This window comes from Stenotrophomonas sp. 05L44_2, from assembly GCF_056665995.1.
In genome coordinates this window covers 1-15,669 of sequence record NZ_JBFTNR010000064.1, presented here as the reverse complement: position 1 = coordinate 15,669, position 15,669 = coordinate 1, and the positions used below count along the sequence as shown (strand labels likewise).

The window sequence follows — 15,669 nt, the reverse complement described above, 5'->3', positions numbered from 1 at the left end:
GTGCTGGACCTGGCCAATGGCCGCAATACGGTTCTGGCCAGCCTGCCGCTGGCCGATCGCGTGCCGGTACAYGGTGTGCCGGAAGGCCCGCGGGGTTACGACTGGCGCTCCACCGATCYGGCCACCCTGGTCTATGCCGAAGCGCTGGACAAGGGCGACTGGAAGGTGAGCGTGCCGCATCGCGATCGCGTGCTGATGCTGAAGGCCCCGTTCACCGGCAAGCCGGTGGAAATCGCCCGCACTGCACAGCGCTTCGAGGGATTTGCGTGGTCGGCCGACCCGGCCGTGTCGTTCCAGTTCGAGAACGACGAGAACCGTCACTGGATGCAGGCCCGCATCGTGGATGTGGACCAGCCGAAGAAGGAAGGTCGCCTGCTGTGGGACATGTCCAGCGATGAGCTGTACGGCAACCCGGGCAACCTGGTGTTCAAGCGCCTGCCCAGCGGTGCGCCGGTGGTGCGCCAGGAGGGCAACACCGTGTTCCTGCGCGGGCAGGGGGCGTCGCCGCAGGGCGACCGTCCGTTCCTGGATGCGCTCGATCTGGCTACGTTGAAAACCGAACGCCTGTTCCGCAGTGATGCCGATGCGTACGAGCAGTTCCTGGGGTTCAGCAACACGCCGGGTCGCTTCCTGACCTGGCACCAGTCGGTGATGGACCCGCCGAACGCATTCGTGCGTCTGCTCGGTGAGCGCATCAACGATGCCAAGGCCGGCGAGGCACAGTTCCAGTCCAAGCCTGCTGCGTTGACCAAGCTGGTCGACCCGAGCCCGGAAGTGCGGCAGATACAGAAGCGCCTGGTGACCTACAAGCGCGCCGATGGCGTGGACCTGTCGTTCACCCTGTACACGCCGCCGGGCTACAAGGAAGGCCAGCGCGTGCCGGCGATCCTGTATGCCTACCCGGCCGACTTCGCCAATGCCGCACAGGCCGGGCAGGTCTCCGGTTCGCAGCAGACGTTCACCCGTCTGCAGCCGTACCGCCTGATGCTGCTGGCCGGCTACGCGATCATCGACAACGCCTCGTTCCCGATCGTGGGTGACCCGAAGAACGCCTACGACACCTATCTGGAACAGCTGGAAGCCGACGCCAAGGCGGCGGTGGACAAGGCCGTGGAGCTGGGCGTGGTCGACCGCAACCGTATCGGCGTGACCGGCCACAGCCATGGTGGCCTGATGACCGCCAACCTGATCGCCCACACCAACCTGTTCAAGGCCGGCGTGGCGACCAGTGGCTCGTACAACAAGACCTTCACCCCGTTCGGCTTCCAGAACGAGCGTCGCTCGGTATGGCAGGCGCAGGATGTGTACCTGAAGGCCTCGCCGTTCTTCTACGCCGACAAGATCAAGCTGCCGCTGCTGCTGGTCCACGGCGAGGACGACGCCAACCCGGGCACCGAGCCGTTCCAGTCGCGCAAGCTGTACCAGGCGATCCGCGGCAATGGTGGTACCACCCGCCTGGTGATGCTGCCCAACGAGCCGCACTGGTACACCGCGCTGGAATCGAACGAGCAGCTGGTGTCGGAAATGCTCAACTGGTTCGACACCTACGTGAAGAACGCGAAGTAATCCGGCAAGGCCGCCCTCCGGGGCGGCCTTTCTGGTTCAGGCGTCCAGTAGCACCGAGCCATGCCCGGTTGTGATGCACGAAGGCTGCATGTGCCACAGAATCCGCTTTCCAAGGAGCGTCATGAAGGCCTGGTTTCTCGTCGTCGTAGCCCTGTGTCCGGCCGCTATGGCTGCTGCAGCCGATGGGCCCATGCGCATCGACGTGGCCTACGATTGGTCCGGTTGGGGAGGTGTTTCAGAGCACTGGCTTATCGAGCGCGATGTACGTGGAATCACCACGCGTGTTCGTGTCACAGATTCGGCGGGAAGCCAGGAATTGCCCAAGCAGATATTGCCGGCTGCTGCGGTCGAAGCGTTCGAAGCGTTCGAAGCGGCTATTGATGCTGCCCCGCTGTCCAAGGAGGCCACGATCAGTCTGATTGCGGGCCGCCTTGATCGCGCTGAGATGCTGGAGTTGGATCCGAAACTGCGGTCAATGCCGCCGGCATCGTGCACATTCGCCGATCAGCAGGCGTGGGCCCGTCGGACGTTGACTGTCAAGGGGCTGCACCAGCGGGTGCAGCAGCACTTCAGGGGGGACGCGGTGGCGTGGACTGACGATTATCCGGTGATGTCGGTCACGGTGAAGCGCCAGGGCAAGCCTGACGTGGTGTTTCTGTCGAGATCGCAGAAGGCCTTGATGTTGCCATGGAAGCAGCTGTCTAGTGGGCAGGTGAATCAGCGATCACTGTCGCTCGCGCCGGATCAGTGGCGCCCCGCGCTGAGTGACGCGTTGACCCGGTTGCTGCCAGAGGGGGAGGCAACACGTGCCCGCTTCAAAAGCACCTGGCTGCAGCATCGCTTGAAACAGGAGCTTGAGCTGGAGGCATTGAAGTGCACGACCGGGCCATGAACAGGGGGGGGGGGGGCTGCGAGGGCACAGCCGGGCCAGGTATCCCCCTGTGGGTGTTGCGTAACCATCTGTGATGCAGGCATGGATCGGCCACAAAGCTGCGGTACGCTGCGCATCTGATGTCCGCTACGGGTTCGCTCCATGAAGGCCTTCATCCTCGCCGTATCGCTGTCGATTTCCGTTGTCCCGGGCATTGCATTCGCCCAGCCGTTGCCGGCTGAGCTGGCAGCGTTGGGCATCACTGCCGGCATGCCCTACAGCAAGGCCAAGCGCCTTCTTGATGCCGCAGGATGGCAGGCCAGCCCGCCACGCGATGCGCCCGAAGTGTTGGACGGTTTCCCGGAAGTGGGTTGCCAGAAGGGCGGCAACAATTGCCGTAGCACCTTCGCCAAGGATGGGCAGCAGGTCGCTCTGCAGGTGGGAACCACGCTGGCGGGCCAACCCTTCGTGCAGGGCGGCCGCTGAGCACGACGGGCACTCAGCCCAGCGGCAGGTTCTCCAGCGCACGCGACATCCGGTCATGCAGGTCGCGCACGCGTTCGGCCTTGGCATCCACGCGGCGCTCATCGCCGAAGCTGCGGACATAGGCGCATGCGGCGAAGCCGGCGCTTTCTCTTTCGTACTCGGCGATCCACGCCAGGCGGTCGGGGTTGCTGGCCTGCTCGGCCGACCAGGCCGCCACCGGCGGACGGATGTGCGCGATGATGCCAAGCCGCCACGGTTTGGGTGTCAGCCGCGCACGGAAGCAATGCTGCAGCGTGCACATGCGTGCATACAACGTGTCGGTGCCCAATGCCTTGAAGAAGGCATGCACCTGCGCATCCTGTGGTTCGAACGTGGCATGCATCGCCAGTATGCGCAGCCCGGCCGGGGTGCGGTAAGCGCGCAGGTGCCAGTCGGGGTGGTGCTCGACGAATGCCTGCACGCGCTGCAGTGCGATGCCCTCGACGCCGCCGGACCGGGCCAGCCGTCGATTGCGCCGCCCCGACAGGATCTGGTTGACCACCACCATCGCGATGCCGCCGGCCGCCAGGCCGATGTTGAAGTTGCCCAGCGCACCGCCGATCAGCGCACCGGCCGCCAGAAGCCCCAGCGCACCGAGCAGCGGCAATGCGCAGCCTGACGGAGTGGACACGTGGTCGATATCCGCAAACAGTACGTCCGGGGTGTTCAGGCACAGCGCGCCGTAGCTGTTGCGGGTAACGATGACGTCATCGCTGCGCTGCACGATCTGCTCGCGGATCGGGATGCCTTCCACACCGTAGTTGGTTCGTCGCTCGCGACGCGGCACGGCCTGGCCGCTGAGGATGGCATCGAGCGCTTCGCGCGCACGTGCATCGGCATGGGCCTGCGCGGCATCCTGGTCGTCGTCGGACCAGCCGAACCGGCGTACCACCAGCGGGCGGCCCCTGTACCTGTCCTGCAGACGGGCTTCGGCCCAGTAGGCTGGAACGATCATCATCCTGTCTTCCCCTTGCTTCCATGGCAGCCGCTCGCCGCGAGTCTGGCATAGCAGGGGAGGGCGTTGCACGATACGGCAGCGCATGCGATGACGCGGTGGTAGATTGCGCGCTTCGCGTGCACTCCACCAAGGACGGAGCCATGTTCGTGTCATTGCGTTGCCTGCTTGCCCTGGCCCTCGGCGGGGTGATCGGCACTGCCCAGGCGGCCGCGCCGGGACCGGAAATCCTGACCGCCGATGCCACCCGTTTCTACGCGCTGTACGAGGCCGCTGGCGGCAAGCCCAGCGTGGCCCAGCTTGAGCAGTACCTGGCACAGGGCACGCCGAGCCTGGCCCAGTTCGCCAAGCTGCGCCGGGTGACCGCCCAGCGCATGGCCGAAGCGATGGCGCGCGACCCTGCGCTGTACGCCAATGGACGGGCCTGCCTGGCGGAGTTGCCGGCGGTGCGGCAGCGACTGGTGCAGGTGTTCGCCAATCTGCAGGCGATCTATCCGCAGGCGAAGTTTCCGCYGGTGGCGATCGTGGTGGGGCGCGGCAAGCCGGTGGGCATGACGTACCCCGATGGCGTGGTGATCGGCCTGGAAGCACTGTGCGCGGCCGATTTCATGAACGCCAACGCGCAGGACCGCTTCGTGCACGTGATCGCGCATGAGTACGTGCATATCCAGCAGACCGGCGTGAGCGAGTACGAAGCAGGCGACCCGCAGGCGACGGTGCTGCGCGAGTCGCTGGGCGAGGGGATCGCCGAGTTCATCGCCGAGCTGATTTCCGGCAACGTTGGCAATGGCCRGCATGCCGGCTGGACGCGGGGCAGGGAAGTGCATATCGAAAGTGCCTTCGCGCTGGACGTGGACAGCACCGATCTGACGCCCTGGCTGTACAACTACACGCCGGGTTCGCAGGAGCCCTATGATCTGGGTTACTGGGTGGGCTACCGCATCGCCAAGGCGTATTACCTGCAGGCCGGCAACAAGCGCGATGCCGTGCGCGCGCTGATCCAGCAGAAGGACGCCAAAGCGATCCTGCAGGCCAGTGGCTGGACGCCGGGCATGTGGATGCCGGCGAAGGTGACGGGTGTGGCGGCAAGGGCGGCTGCATCGGCCAAGTGACCATTGGCAGGCCGCGCTAGACTGCCCAGGTCGACAACGGAGGATGCTCATGCGCAGGAGGACTTCACTGGCCTGGCTGCTGGCCGGATCGCTCATGGCGGGGCTGGCCACGCCAGCGTTGGTGCAGGCGGCCAGCAATCCATTGCTGACCAAGCCAGTGGAGCAGGTGCAGCCAGATGAAGTGCGCTTCATGCAGCAGCGTCTGTCCGATTGGCCGCAGCTGCAGAAGTACCGCGCAGCCAATGCTGCATTGCCCGCGCCACGGGACGGCCAGTCACGCGTGGTGTTCTTCGGCGATTCGATCACCGAAGGCTGGGGCAAGGAAGGCAGCAGCAGGTTCTTCCCCGGCAAGGGTTACCTCAATCGCGGCATCAGCGGGCAGACCACCGCACAGATGCTGGTGCGCTTTTCGCAGGATGTGCTGGCGCTGCGCCCGAATGTGGTGGTGATCCTGGCCGGCACCAATGACATCGCCGGGAACACCGGCCCGTCCACGCAGGCGATGATCGAGGACAACCTGCAGGCCATGCTGGATCTGGCCAAAGCGCATGGCATTGCGGTGGTGCTGGCGTCGGTGTTGCCGGTCAGCGAGTACCCGTGGATGCCGGGCATAGCACCTGCGCCCAAGGTGCGTGYATTGAATGCTGCGTTGAAGCGGCAGGCCGATGCGCGCGGGCTGGTCTATCTGGACTACCACACGCCGATGGCCAACCGTGCCGGCGGACTGGATGCGCAGTTGGCAACCGATGGCGTGCATCCGACGGCGAAGGGTTATGCGCTGATGGCACCGCTGGCCGAGGCGGCGATCAAGCGCGCGCAGGCGAACGCGCCCAAGCGCTGAGATTGGGGTAGTGCCGGCCGCTGGCCGGCCACTACCCTATCGCCAGTTCCGCCACGAGCCACTCACAGAAACGCATCACCAACGGACGCGGCGCCGCTGCGATAGAGTGTCCACCGAGCCGGCCGCGCACGGTGGCCGCCAGGGACGACGAGGCAGGGAATGCAGAACGGAATCGGCAGCAGGCTGCGCTTGGCCGGCGTGGCCACGGTACTGATGTTTGCAGGTCAGGCGAGCGCCCTTGCCGCGCCTGCAGCGTCACCGGTCACACGTGAGGCGGTGGCCGGCATTTCCCTGAGCGAATGGACAGCGCGTTGGTGGCGCTGGGCTGACGAGCAGAGGGTTGCGCCTTACCTGGATCCCGATGGTCGCCTGTGCGAACTGGGCCAGGAGGGGCCGGTCTGGAACCTGGCAGGAACCAATGGCCGCTTCCAGCCACGCAGGCAGTGCGTGGTGCCCGAAGGCAGGCACCTGTTGCTGCCCATCATCAACATGGCCAGCTACCAGACCGGGGAAGACGTCTCCTGCGAGGAGCTGCAGGCCGGCGCGGCGATCAACAACGACCATCTTGTCAGCGCTGTGGTGCTGCTGGACGGGCAGCCGTTGGGTGACGTGCGCCTGCACCGGGTGAAGAGCGAAGGTTGCTTCSGCATGGATCCGGATGACGACGACTCGAGATTGGCTGCGGCCGACGGCTACTGGCTGATGCTCAAGCCACTGACGCCCGGTCGGCACACCGTGAGCGTCGGCGCCAACTATGGTGCGCCCGAAGGTGGCGCGTACAGCCAGATGCGGCAGACCTTCGAGTATGTGCTGCATGTGGGTGGCCGCACGCAGATCACCTTCGTGACCCCCATGATGGTGGAGGCGTCTGCCCCCTGATCCGCGTGGCAGGGGTCAATCATGGTCCTGCTTCAACGCCAGATCGGCAGCCAGCAGCGCCTCCGCTGCCGCACTCAGGGCCGGCGAGGGCGGAGCAACCACGCCGATCGATTCCATCATCTGTGGCATGCCGACGAACTGACGTGCGCGGCGGTCGTAGATGCCGGTGATCAGCAGTGCACGCGTGGCGGTTTTCTGCTCCGGGCCGATCAGTACGCGCTGCTCCATGATGCCGCGTGTGCCGACCCAGCCGACCAGTCGCGTTTCCAGGGTGAAGCGCTGGAACGGCTTCAGCTCGCGCCGGAACTGGATGGTGCCGGCGCCAACAATCGGCGCCCACTTCTCACGCAGCGCCACCTTGCCCAGGCCCATGCGCAGGATCAGGTCCAGCCGGCCCAGGTCGAAGATGTTCCAGTAGCGGCCGTTGGTCATGTGCAGGTTGCTGTCCAGGTCGTTGGGCAGCACCCGGAACTGCAGGCGGGAGACGCCGAACGGGGCCTCCAGCTTCGGCCGGAACAGGCTGCACAGCAGCAGGTGGAGCAGGCGGAACCAGAGATTCATGATTATGACGACTGTTATAGAGCGGTCGATACGCTAGTCTATGACGACTGTCTTAGCAAGGAGCCGGCCGTGAGCCCGCGATCGTCCGATGCCCCCCAGCGTGTGATCGATGCCGCAGCGCAGATGCTCGCGCGTGTGGGCCTCAACGCGACCAGCATCCGCGAAGTGACCAAACTGGCTGATGCGCCGCTCGGGTCCACGTATCACCACTTCCCGGGCGGCAAGCAGGAATTGTTGGCACGGGCCACCACGATGGCCGGCGACAAGGTGGAGGCGCTGCTGATCGAACTGCTGAAGGGCGGCGCGGTGCAGGGGTTGCAGCAGTTCCTGGCGCTGTGGCGCGAGCGCCTGCTGCGCACCGGTTTTCGTGCCGGCTGCCCGGTGCTGGCGGCAGCCGTCGAGGAGCCGGTGGAGGCCACGCCGAGCCAGCCACGCGCGGCGGCCGCCGAGGTGTTTGCCCGCTGGCAGGGGCACCTGGCTGAGGCGTTCGTCGCCGATGGGCACGCGCCTGCCCAGGCGACCGGCCTGGCCAGCCTGGTGATTGCCAGTGTGGAAGGCGCAGTGGCGATGAGCCGCGCACTGCAGGACATCGCCCCGTTCGACCAGGTGGCTGCGCAGTTGTTGAAGGCAGCCGCACCGCCTGCTTGAGCGGCGCGCGGACCACTTGAAGAACATGTAGACCCACCCGGCAAACATGGGCACCATCACAGCGATACTGGATGCCACCAGCCAGCGTACATAGCGGCTGGCCGCATCGGCCCCTTGCCTTTTCAGTGCCCAGGCATGCAGAGGCAAGACCAGCAGGGCCTGCAGGAACAAGGCCGCCATTGCGCCAAGCCAAAGTGCAAACACGCCCAGGCAGCCGTCACTCATGCAATAGGTCGCGAACCACGACCCCCAGCCTGCCAGGCCGATCATCGGCAGGAACATGACGATGGCAACAGGACGGGTGAACTGGGACGCTTGCATGCAGGAGCCGATCCGTTCCGTGGCTGCCCAGAATATAGGATCCACACCGGACTGCGGTTGCCGTGGATCCGGCGGAAACTGGACGGGACGTGACCTGTAGACGCGGCGCCACGGCAGGGTAGAATCCGGCCAGCGCAGCCCGCGCGTGCCTGGCAAGGATGTCTGCATGCTGCACCACCTCTCGTTGGGTGTCCGCGATCTCGAGCGTGCAGGTCGCTTTTACGATGCCGTTCTTGCAGCACTCGGTTACCGCCGCGTTTTCGAAGACGACACTGCGATCGGCTATGGCCTGGTCGAGGATGAAGACCTGTTGTGCCTGAAGCTGCGCGACGATGCGGTTGCGCCGGGACCTGGCTTCCATCTGGCGTTGACGGCAACCTCGCGCGACGCCGTTGATCGGTTCCATCATGCGGCCTTGGCCACCGGAGGCCAGGACAACGGACCTGCCGGTCTGCGCCCGGACTATGGCGAGCGCTACTACGCTGCGTTCGTGATCGATCCAGATGGCCATCGCATCGAGGCGGTGACCAAGGCGGCGGCATGAAACACGCACGCCAGCCCGTTTCAATGCCGGGCAGCCGCAGCGGCGAAGCGATGCGTGCACGTCGGCAGCTGCAGCATCGTGGCTGGCCGCGGCTGCAGATGGCCGTGATTGTCGTGCTGACCGGTGCCGCCGGGTTCCTCGCCTCGCACGTGCTGCGCCTGGCAGGCATGGACGCGATGCTGCTGCGCTATCCGCTGGCCGTGCTGATCGCCTATGGCGTGTTCCTGCTGCTGATGTGGGTCTGGATCCGGTGGCGCTGGGATGCAGTGGCCGATGGGTTGGGCTCCGCGCCCGGCGGCGGTGACAGCCAGGCATCGCCGTGGACCGGCAGCGGCGGGCATTCCGGCGGTGGTGGCGCGTCCGCCTCCTGGGGCGAAGCCGCAGCGTCCTCCAGCGCGAGCGCCGACAGCGCATCGTTGCTGGACGTGGCCGACGGCGAGGCAGGCCTGCCGTTGCTGGCCATTCTCGGCATCATGGCGCTGGTGGCTACAGTGCTCGTGGCCAGTGCCTGGGTGGTCTGGTCTGCGCCGGTGCTGATGGCCGAGCTGCTGGTGGATGCGGCCATCGCCGGGGGTCTGTACAAGCGGATGCAGGGCATGCAGGCACAGGGGTGGTGGCGGCTGTGCCTGTCCCATACGATCTGGCCGCTGCTGAGCCTGCTGGTGTTTTTCGCCGGGCTGGGCTGGCTTGCGCAGCAGTTGGCGCCGGATGCGGTCAGCCTGATGCAGGTATTCAAGGCGTTGTAACAGGATCTGCCACGACGTTTAATATCAATCACACGCAAGGAGAAGCGCATGGATGTCGCTGCACGCAGGAACAGGAAGTTCGTTCGTTGGCTGATGGTGGCGATGTTCGCCCTGTTGATGCCCTTCGCGGTGCTGGCCCAGTCCGGGCCTGCGGCCACCCCGCCCACAACAGATGCGGCCGCCGAAGAGGCGCAGTGCCGCGCCTGCACCTATGAACGCATCGGGCACAAGGTAGACATCGGCCTGGTGGCCTTGGTGTCGCTGCTGGTGGTCGGCCTGCTGGTGGCCATTTCCCGCGAATGGGGGACGACCTCGCAGCGCTGGACCTGCCGCACGATGGCCCTGCTGCTGGTGGGCATCGGGCTGGCCCTGCTGTGGTGGGCGGGCAGCATCATCTAYCTAGGCTATAACCCGTGGCAGGAGGACGCCGCTCCGCTGGATGCCGCGTTGGCCTCTACACTGCTCAGCACGTCGCCGAAGTGGCTGGCAGGGCTGTTGATGATGGGTTTCGCGCCAACCGTGTGGCGGCGCAGCGAGCGCCTGCCGTCCTGGCGCATTGCATGATCCATGGGGCGCCGGGCGATGCCCGGCGCTCCCCTTGTGAATCAGTCGAAGCGCCAGCGCACGCCTGCATACACGCCGCGGCCTTCGCCGGGCGTCGAGCGCGCCACGTCCTTGCCGGCATCGTTGTAACCGGGGGTGACGGTGGCGGCGTAATGGCGGTCAGCGATGTTGCGCATCTCCGCCCACAGCTGCCAGCGGCCGCCCGGTGCGTCGTAACCAATGCGACTACCGAAGATGACGTGGCTGTCCGCCCAATAGCTGTTGGCGTAGTCCACCGCGATGCGTGAGGCGTACTCGGTGTTCAGTGCGGCATACAGGCCCGAGGCATGGTCGAAGCGCAGTTCGGCCTGGTAAGCGTGGCGCGGCAGGCCGGGCAGGCGGTTGCTGCCAAAACGTGCATCGTGGCGATAGCGGAAATCGCTGAAGGTGTACACCTGGCGCAACGACAGACGGCCCGGTGCAGCCTGCCACAAGGTGCTGTCCAACCCGGCCTCGATGCCACGGTGCACGGTGGGGCTGGCGTTGTTCTCAGCGATGAACAGGTTCGGCACCGGCTGCAGTTCCACGCTCAGCAGCTCGTGGTTCACGTGCGCGTAGTAGCCGGTCAGTTCCCAACGACCCAGCGCCGCTTCACCGCGTGCGCCCAGTTCCAGCGTGGTGGCGGTCTGGTTCTGCATCGGCACCGGCGCACGCTGGCGGCCGGTGGAAGGGCCATTGCCCGCGCCGAAGTACTGGTTCGAGCCCCAGATCATCGACCACGGGTGCGGCGCTTCCACTGAGCGGCTGAGGTTGCCGAACCACTGCGTCTGCGGCGTCTGCTGCCAAGTGAAGCCCAGCCGCGGCGCGTAGTCCCAGTCGTGGTCGCGCAGGCGGCCGCCGCTGCTCGGCCACGTGACCTGCACATCGCGGCGGGTGTTGATCAGCGCAAAACCGGTCTGTACGCGCAGGCGATCATTCACGGCCAGGTTGTTGCCGATGTGCAGCGTGCTGTCGGTGCCGTGGTGGCGGAAGTCGCGCGTGCGGGTGCCGGCGGCATAACCGTTGTTGGCAAAGCGCAGCGACTCGCGCACATCGGCATCCAGGTCGTGGGTAATGCGCAGCCCGATGGTGGTCTCGCTGTCCAAACCGAACAGCGTGTGCCGGCGACGGTAGTCCAGCGTGGCATTGAGGTTGGCGTAGTCCAGCTGCTGGCGGTACAGGCTCTCGTTCAAGTCCATCGGGTATTTGTGATAGACCAGCCCGGCCTGCAGCGAGGAATCCTCGTCGATCTGCAGGGTGGTGAGATTGCCCACCCAGGTGCTGCCCGGCTGCGGACGGCGCGCATCGATGGCCAGGTTGGCCGCGTTCGCCGCGCGCGGATCATTGCGGATCTGCTCGCGGGTCAGGCGCCCGGGTGTCTCGTGGTTGGTTTCGCGGTAGCGCACGAAGAAGCGGGTCTGCAGATCGGGGGTGATCTGCCAGCCGATGTTGGCCATCGCGCCCTTGCCATCGCCGGCCGCATGGCGCTGGTAGCCATCGAATTCGGTATCTGTATAGGCCAGGAAGTAGTCGACGTCACCACTGGCGCCGCCCCAGCTGATCCCGCGCTTCTGGTAGCCGCGGCTGCCGGCTTCGTAGTGCAGCTGCACGCCAGCCGAGTCGCGACCGCTGCGGCTGATGTAGTCGATGGCTCCGCCCAGTGCCAGCGCGCCGCGTTCGAAGCCGTTGGCACCGCGCAGCACTTCCACGCGCGACAGCCACAACGGTTCCAGCAGCTCGTAAGGTGTGCCGCCCGGGCCGGTCAGTGGAAGGCCGTCGATCGACACCGCAATGCCGGAAGCATGTGCACCTGGGCCGCGGTTGATGCCCGAGCCGCGGATCGACACCTTGGTGCCTTCATTGCCCGGCGACTGCGTGCTGATGCCGGGCTGGTAGGCCAACACGTCGGCGCTGCTGGACAGGCGGCTGTCCGCCTTGGCCACGTCGATCACGTTGCTGGCGCCCGGCACGCGCTTCAGCGCCTCGCGCGCCTGCGCGCTGGCATCGGCGGCAGTGACCTGCACCGCGTCCAGGGTGGTGGCCTGTGGGGCGGCGTGGGCGGTGGCGGACAGGCCAAGCAGGATGGCCAGCGACAGCAGGGAGGGGGCGGGGCGATGCGGCAGGAAGGGCATGCGGACAGTCTGTAAACCAAAAAACAGGCGCGAAAGTTAACAGATCGAGTGCGGTACGTCACCCCCGGCAGGCCGGGAATCGGCTACATCCCAGGAACAACTCGCCAGTAGTCCGGTTCTTGCGCTCAACCAGCGGCGCAGCGCACTTCCGGCAGGTCGCGGCAGTTGCGGCTTGCGTGGGCGTTGCCAGGGTTGGCTCCAGCCGTTCCAACGGTTCGGTGATCGGCCGAGTCTGCACTTCGCGGATCATCCGCAGTAGCTCGGCGCCGGGCACCAATGCGACGGGTTTGCCCGCCACGAAGGCTTGGGCATCACGGCTGAACTTGCCCGAGCTGACAACCATTGCCGCGTCCGCCTTGTGGTGCGCGAGCAGCCCGTACATCTCGCGCACGACCGCCACGCCTACCTGCTGCCGTCGCCATTGCTTGCATTGCACCAGCGTGCGCTTGCCGTTGCGTCGCAGGATCAGGTCGATGCCACCGTCCGCGCCGCCCAGTCCGGTTTCTTCGACTGCATAGCCTTGGCGCCGGAAGGCTTCGCCGACAAGAAGCTCGAAGTTTCGCCAGCCCGTCGTGGCCAGGCTTTCCAACCCGGTTCGGGTATCCAGCAGCTGGCGTCGCTTATAGGCGCCAGCCAAGGAAAACAAGGTGGCAAGCATGCAGATCGCCAACCAGGCCCAGGCAAATACCGGTTGGGCAAGAACCTGAAGGAGGATGTCGCCAGTGGGGGCAGTGACAGGTTGGCGCCAAGCCGGTAACAACCAGCGCAGAGTGGCGAAGCCGAGCCCGCCCACCGCTGCGTTGATGTACCACGGCCATGTGGCCATGACATCCAGAAGACTGTTGCGCCTGCGTCCCATGCATTTTTCTCCGACGTGCTCGCCATTGTTCAGTCGAGCCTTCCGATTGGTTTTCCGGTGTGCCCCACAGCAAATTCCAGTAGAAGAGGCTCGACTCTACAAAGCGGATTTCACCAGTGCTTTTGATTTGGCGTATAGCGTTTTGGCCATCTCAGCGTTACCGAGCGCAGCATGGCATTCGGCAAGGCTGTCCCAGGCGTTGGCCGAGGTGGGATACAGGGCCGCGTTGAGGGCGAAGACCTTCAGCGCGGGCCGGTTGCCCAGATTGTTGCGGATCGCGTAGCCGGTTGCATTGATGGCCCGCTCCAGTTCGTCGGATGCAATGCCACTGCTTTCGCTCAGCCRCGCACGCAGATCACTTTCACTGCTGCTGTCGCCGGTCAAGGCATAGCCGACCAAACGTTCGGACAGTGCTGCATGCGGAAACTCGCCTGGCGCAGCCACTGCCATCGTGCTTTCCACCAGCGTGCTCGACCAGGCACTGCGGGCGCTGCCATTGGTCAGGTACACGAACACCCAGTAGCCGCTGGCCAGCGTGCCCTTGTAGGCCAGCCGCGCGCGCACGCGGGTGCCACCATCGTGGCCGACCTGTGTGTAGCCATCGCTGCGGGTCGTATCCCAGCCGGTGGAGAAGAAGTTGCTGCCACCGCCGGTCAGTGTCTGTGGCTGCCACAGCGCTTCCAGCGTGGCAGTGCGCACCAGCTTGCCGGTCGCCAGTGCCTGCAGGAAACGGTTCATGTCGCCCACGGTGGTCTGCAGATCGGCGTGGCCCCAACCGTAGTTCGGCCATGGATCTTCATTGGCCGGCTGCAGCTGGCCGTCCTTGCCGATGTACGGCATTGCCGCGCGCTGCGCCGGCACGCTGGCTGCTCCCCACGAGGTGCTGGTCATTTTCAGCGGCTGCAGGATGCGTTCGCGTGCAATGACCGGATAGGGCTGGCGGTACTGCGCCTCCAGCAACGCAGTCAGCACCAGGTAGTTGGCCTGCGTGTACTGCACGCGGCTGCCGGTTCTGAACTGCAGCGGCGCCGAACCGGCCACCTTCAACGCAGCAGCAAGATCGGGTGCCACGCCCGGGTAGCCTTTGCTCACCCAGCGGTTGTCCACGCGGTCGTAGTATTCGCCGATGCCAGAGCTGTGGTTGAGGAAGTCACGCACGTGGATGGCCTGCCACGCGGTCGGCAGGTCCGGCACATAACGACTGACGGGGGCATCCAGATCCACCTTGCCCTGGTCCACCAGCTGCATCACCAGCGTGCTGGTCAGCAGCTTGGCCATCGACTGCGCGGCGAAGATGGAGTCGACGGTGGCGGGCGCGTGGGTGGCGGGATCGCGCTCACCACTGGCGTCCTCGTAAAGCACGTTGCCGTCGTGTGCGACCAGTACCGCCTGGCCGGCGATGCCGTAGCGTTCGCGATTGGCCTGGAGCTGGCTGTTGAGCTGGGAAGCAAGATCTGGCGGAACATCCCGCGCCGAAGCGAACGGGGTGGCAAACAGGGCGCAGAGCAATGCAGCAGCGAGCGTGCGGTACATCGCGGTGATCCGTCAGCGGCGATGGCGCATCTTGGTCACGGCGGGGGATAGGGTCAAGCCAGGAGGGTTGTGCCGACCAAGGTCGGCATCCACCAGAGCGATGGCCATCAGGAAGAGCCGGCCAGCGGCCGGCACTACCCGGGTGCTGGGTCAGCCGAGGATTCCCGGCAGATCCAGACCCTTCTCCTTCGCGCACTCAATCGCGATTTCATACCCCGCATCGGCATGGCGCATCACGCCGGTAGCCGGGTCGTTCCACAGCACGCGTGCAATGCGCTTGGCCGCCGCTTCAGTGCCATCGCAGACGATCACCATGCCGGCGTGCTGCGAGAAGCCCATACCCACGCCGCCGCCATGGTGCAGTGACACCCACGTCGCGCCACTGGCGGTGTTGAGCAGGGCATTCAGCAGCGGCCAGTCGGACACAGCATCGGAGCCGTCGGACATCGCTTCGGTTTCGCGGTTCGGCGAGGCCACGCTGCCGCTGTCCAGATGGTCGCGGCCGATCACCACCGGCGCCTTCAGTTCACCGTTGGCCACCATCTCGTTGAAGGCCAGGCCCAGTCGATCACGATCGCCCAGACCGACCCAGCAGATGCGCGCCGGCAGGCCCTGGAACTTGATCTTCTCGGCGGCCATGTCCAGCCAGCGGTGCAGGTGCGGGTTGTCCGGAATCAGCTCCTTCACCTTGGCATCGGTCTTGGCGATGTCTTCCGGGTCGCCGCTCAGCGCCGCCCAACGGAACGGGCCGATGCCACGGCAGAACAGCGGCCGGATGTAGGCCGGCACGAACCCCGGGAAATCGAACGCATCCTCGACACCTTCTTCCAGCGCCATCTGCCGCAGGTTGTTGCCGTAATCCACGGTAGGCACGCCCAGCGAGTGGAAACCGAGCATGGCGCGGATGTGGTTGGCCATCGACGCACGCGCGGCCTTTTCCACTTCCTTCGGGGCGGTCACGCGCTTGGCATCCCATTCTTCCACCGTCCAGCCC

At 65.8% G+C, this 15,669-nt stretch carries 16 protein-coding genes; 10 read left to right on the top strand and 6 right to left on the bottom strand.

What is annotated here, in order from left to right; genetic code table 11:
- The 3 genes from AC1VAN_RS03815 to AC1VAN_RS03805 all read left to right on the top strand — a co-directional run.
- Positions 1-1,566 (top strand): alpha/beta hydrolase family protein (locus AC1VAN_RS03815; RefSeq protein WP_480985300.1); only part of this gene is annotated, 1,566 nt, incomplete at its 5' end.
- Positions 1,567-1,687: 121 nt separating this feature from the next.
- Positions 1,688-2,458, top strand: a complete 771-nt coding sequence (locus AC1VAN_RS03810; protein WP_442252041.1) for a hypothetical protein — start codon at positions 1,688-1,690, stop codon at positions 2,456-2,458.
- Positions 2,459-2,599: 141 nt separating this feature from the next.
- A complete protein-coding gene (locus AC1VAN_RS03805; RefSeq protein WP_032976281.1) occupies positions 2,600-2,923 on the top strand; it encodes a hypothetical protein in 324 nt (107 codons plus the stop codon).
- A gap of 13 nt (positions 2,924-2,936) precedes the next feature.
- On the opposite strand, the gene AC1VAN_RS03800 is transcribed toward AC1VAN_RS03805, so the two are convergent.
- Positions 2,937-3,920 carry a hypothetical protein gene (locus AC1VAN_RS03800; RefSeq protein WP_282280533.1) on the bottom strand — a complete coding sequence of 328 codons (984 nt, stop codon included), beginning with the start codon at positions 3,918-3,920 and terminating at the stop codon, positions 2,937-2,939.
- Between the two features lie 140 nt (positions 3,921-4,060).
- Here AC1VAN_RS03800 and AC1VAN_RS03795 point away from each other — a divergent pair, with 140 nt between their 5' ends.
- From AC1VAN_RS03795 to AC1VAN_RS03785, 3 genes are all read left to right on the top strand, one after another.
- On the top strand, positions 4,061-5,029 hold the full coding sequence (locus tag AC1VAN_RS03795) for a DUF2268 domain-containing putative Zn-dependent protease (RefSeq protein ID WP_480985299.1): 969 nt from the start codon (positions 4,061-4,063) through the stop codon (positions 5,027-5,029).
- Positions 5,030-5,078: 49 nt separating this feature from the next.
- Positions 5,079-5,870: an SGNH/GDSL hydrolase family protein gene (locus AC1VAN_RS03790; protein WP_480985298.1), complete on the top strand. Its 792-nt coding sequence runs from the start codon at positions 5,079-5,081 to the stop codon at positions 5,868-5,870.
- A gap of 159 nt (positions 5,871-6,029) precedes the next feature.
- Complete coding sequence (locus tag AC1VAN_RS03785; RefSeq protein ID WP_480985297.1) at positions 6,030-6,749, top strand: hypothetical protein; 720 nt, start codon at positions 6,030-6,032, stop codon at positions 6,747-6,749.
- 15 nt (positions 6,750-6,764) lie between these two features.
- Here AC1VAN_RS03785 and AC1VAN_RS03780 read toward each other — a convergent pair whose 3' ends face one another.
- Positions 6,765-7,310 (bottom strand): thioesterase family protein, encoded by a 546-nt coding sequence (locus AC1VAN_RS03780; protein WP_080148474.1) that lies wholly within the window; start codon positions 7,308-7,310, stop codon positions 6,765-6,767.
- A gap of 69 nt (positions 7,311-7,379) precedes the next feature.
- On the opposite strand from AC1VAN_RS03780, the gene AC1VAN_RS03775 reads away from it, so the two are divergent.
- The 4 genes from AC1VAN_RS03775 to AC1VAN_RS03760 all read left to right on the top strand — a co-directional run bounded on the left by AC1VAN_RS03775 (position 7,380) and on the right by AC1VAN_RS03760 (position 10,133).
- The gene (locus AC1VAN_RS03775; protein ID WP_099842976.1) at positions 7,380-7,958 is read left to right on the top strand and encodes a TetR/AcrR family transcriptional regulator; all 579 of its coding nucleotides are present in this window, start codon (positions 7,380-7,382) and stop codon (positions 7,956-7,958) included.
- Positions 7,959-8,445: 487 nt separating this feature from the next.
- Positions 8,446-8,823, top strand: a complete 378-nt coding sequence (locus tag AC1VAN_RS03770; RefSeq protein WP_032976270.1) for a VOC family protein — start codon at positions 8,446-8,448, stop codon at positions 8,821-8,823.
- Complete coding sequence (locus AC1VAN_RS03765) at positions 8,820-9,569, top strand: hypothetical protein (RefSeq protein WP_478013518.1); 750 nt, start codon at positions 8,820-8,822, stop codon at positions 9,567-9,569. Before AC1VAN_RS03770 ends, AC1VAN_RS03765 begins: the two co-directional genes overlap by 4 nt.
- 48 nt (positions 9,570-9,617) lie before the next feature.
- The gene (locus AC1VAN_RS03760; RefSeq protein ID WP_315828859.1) at positions 9,618-10,133 is read left to right on the top strand and encodes a hypothetical protein; all 516 of its coding nucleotides are present in this window, start codon (positions 9,618-9,620) and stop codon (positions 10,131-10,133) included.
- Positions 10,134-10,174: 41 nt separating this feature from the next.
- Here the strand turns inward: AC1VAN_RS03760 and AC1VAN_RS03755 are convergent, their stop codons facing one another.
- From AC1VAN_RS03755 to hutU, 4 genes are all read right to left on the bottom strand, one after another.
- The gene (locus tag AC1VAN_RS03755) at positions 10,175-12,283 is read right to left on the bottom strand and encodes a TonB-dependent receptor family protein (protein WP_442252137.1); all 2,109 of its coding nucleotides are present in this window, start codon (positions 12,281-12,283) and stop codon (positions 10,175-10,177) included.
- 58 nt (positions 12,284-12,341) lie between these two features.
- Positions 12,342-13,142, bottom strand: coding sequence for a restriction endonuclease (locus AC1VAN_RS03750; protein ID WP_032976265.1), 801 nt, complete (start codon positions 13,140-13,142; stop codon positions 12,342-12,344).
- Between the two features lie 96 nt (positions 13,143-13,238).
- The gene (locus tag AC1VAN_RS03745; protein WP_480985296.1) at positions 13,239-14,675 is read right to left on the bottom strand and encodes a serine hydrolase domain-containing protein; all 1,437 of its coding nucleotides are present in this window, start codon (positions 14,673-14,675) and stop codon (positions 13,239-13,241) included.
- Positions 14,676-14,825: 150 nt separating this feature from the next.
- A partial coding sequence (gene hutU, locus AC1VAN_RS03740) for a urocanate hydratase (RefSeq protein ID WP_480985295.1) occupies positions 14,826-15,669 on the bottom strand: 844 nt, incomplete at its 5' end.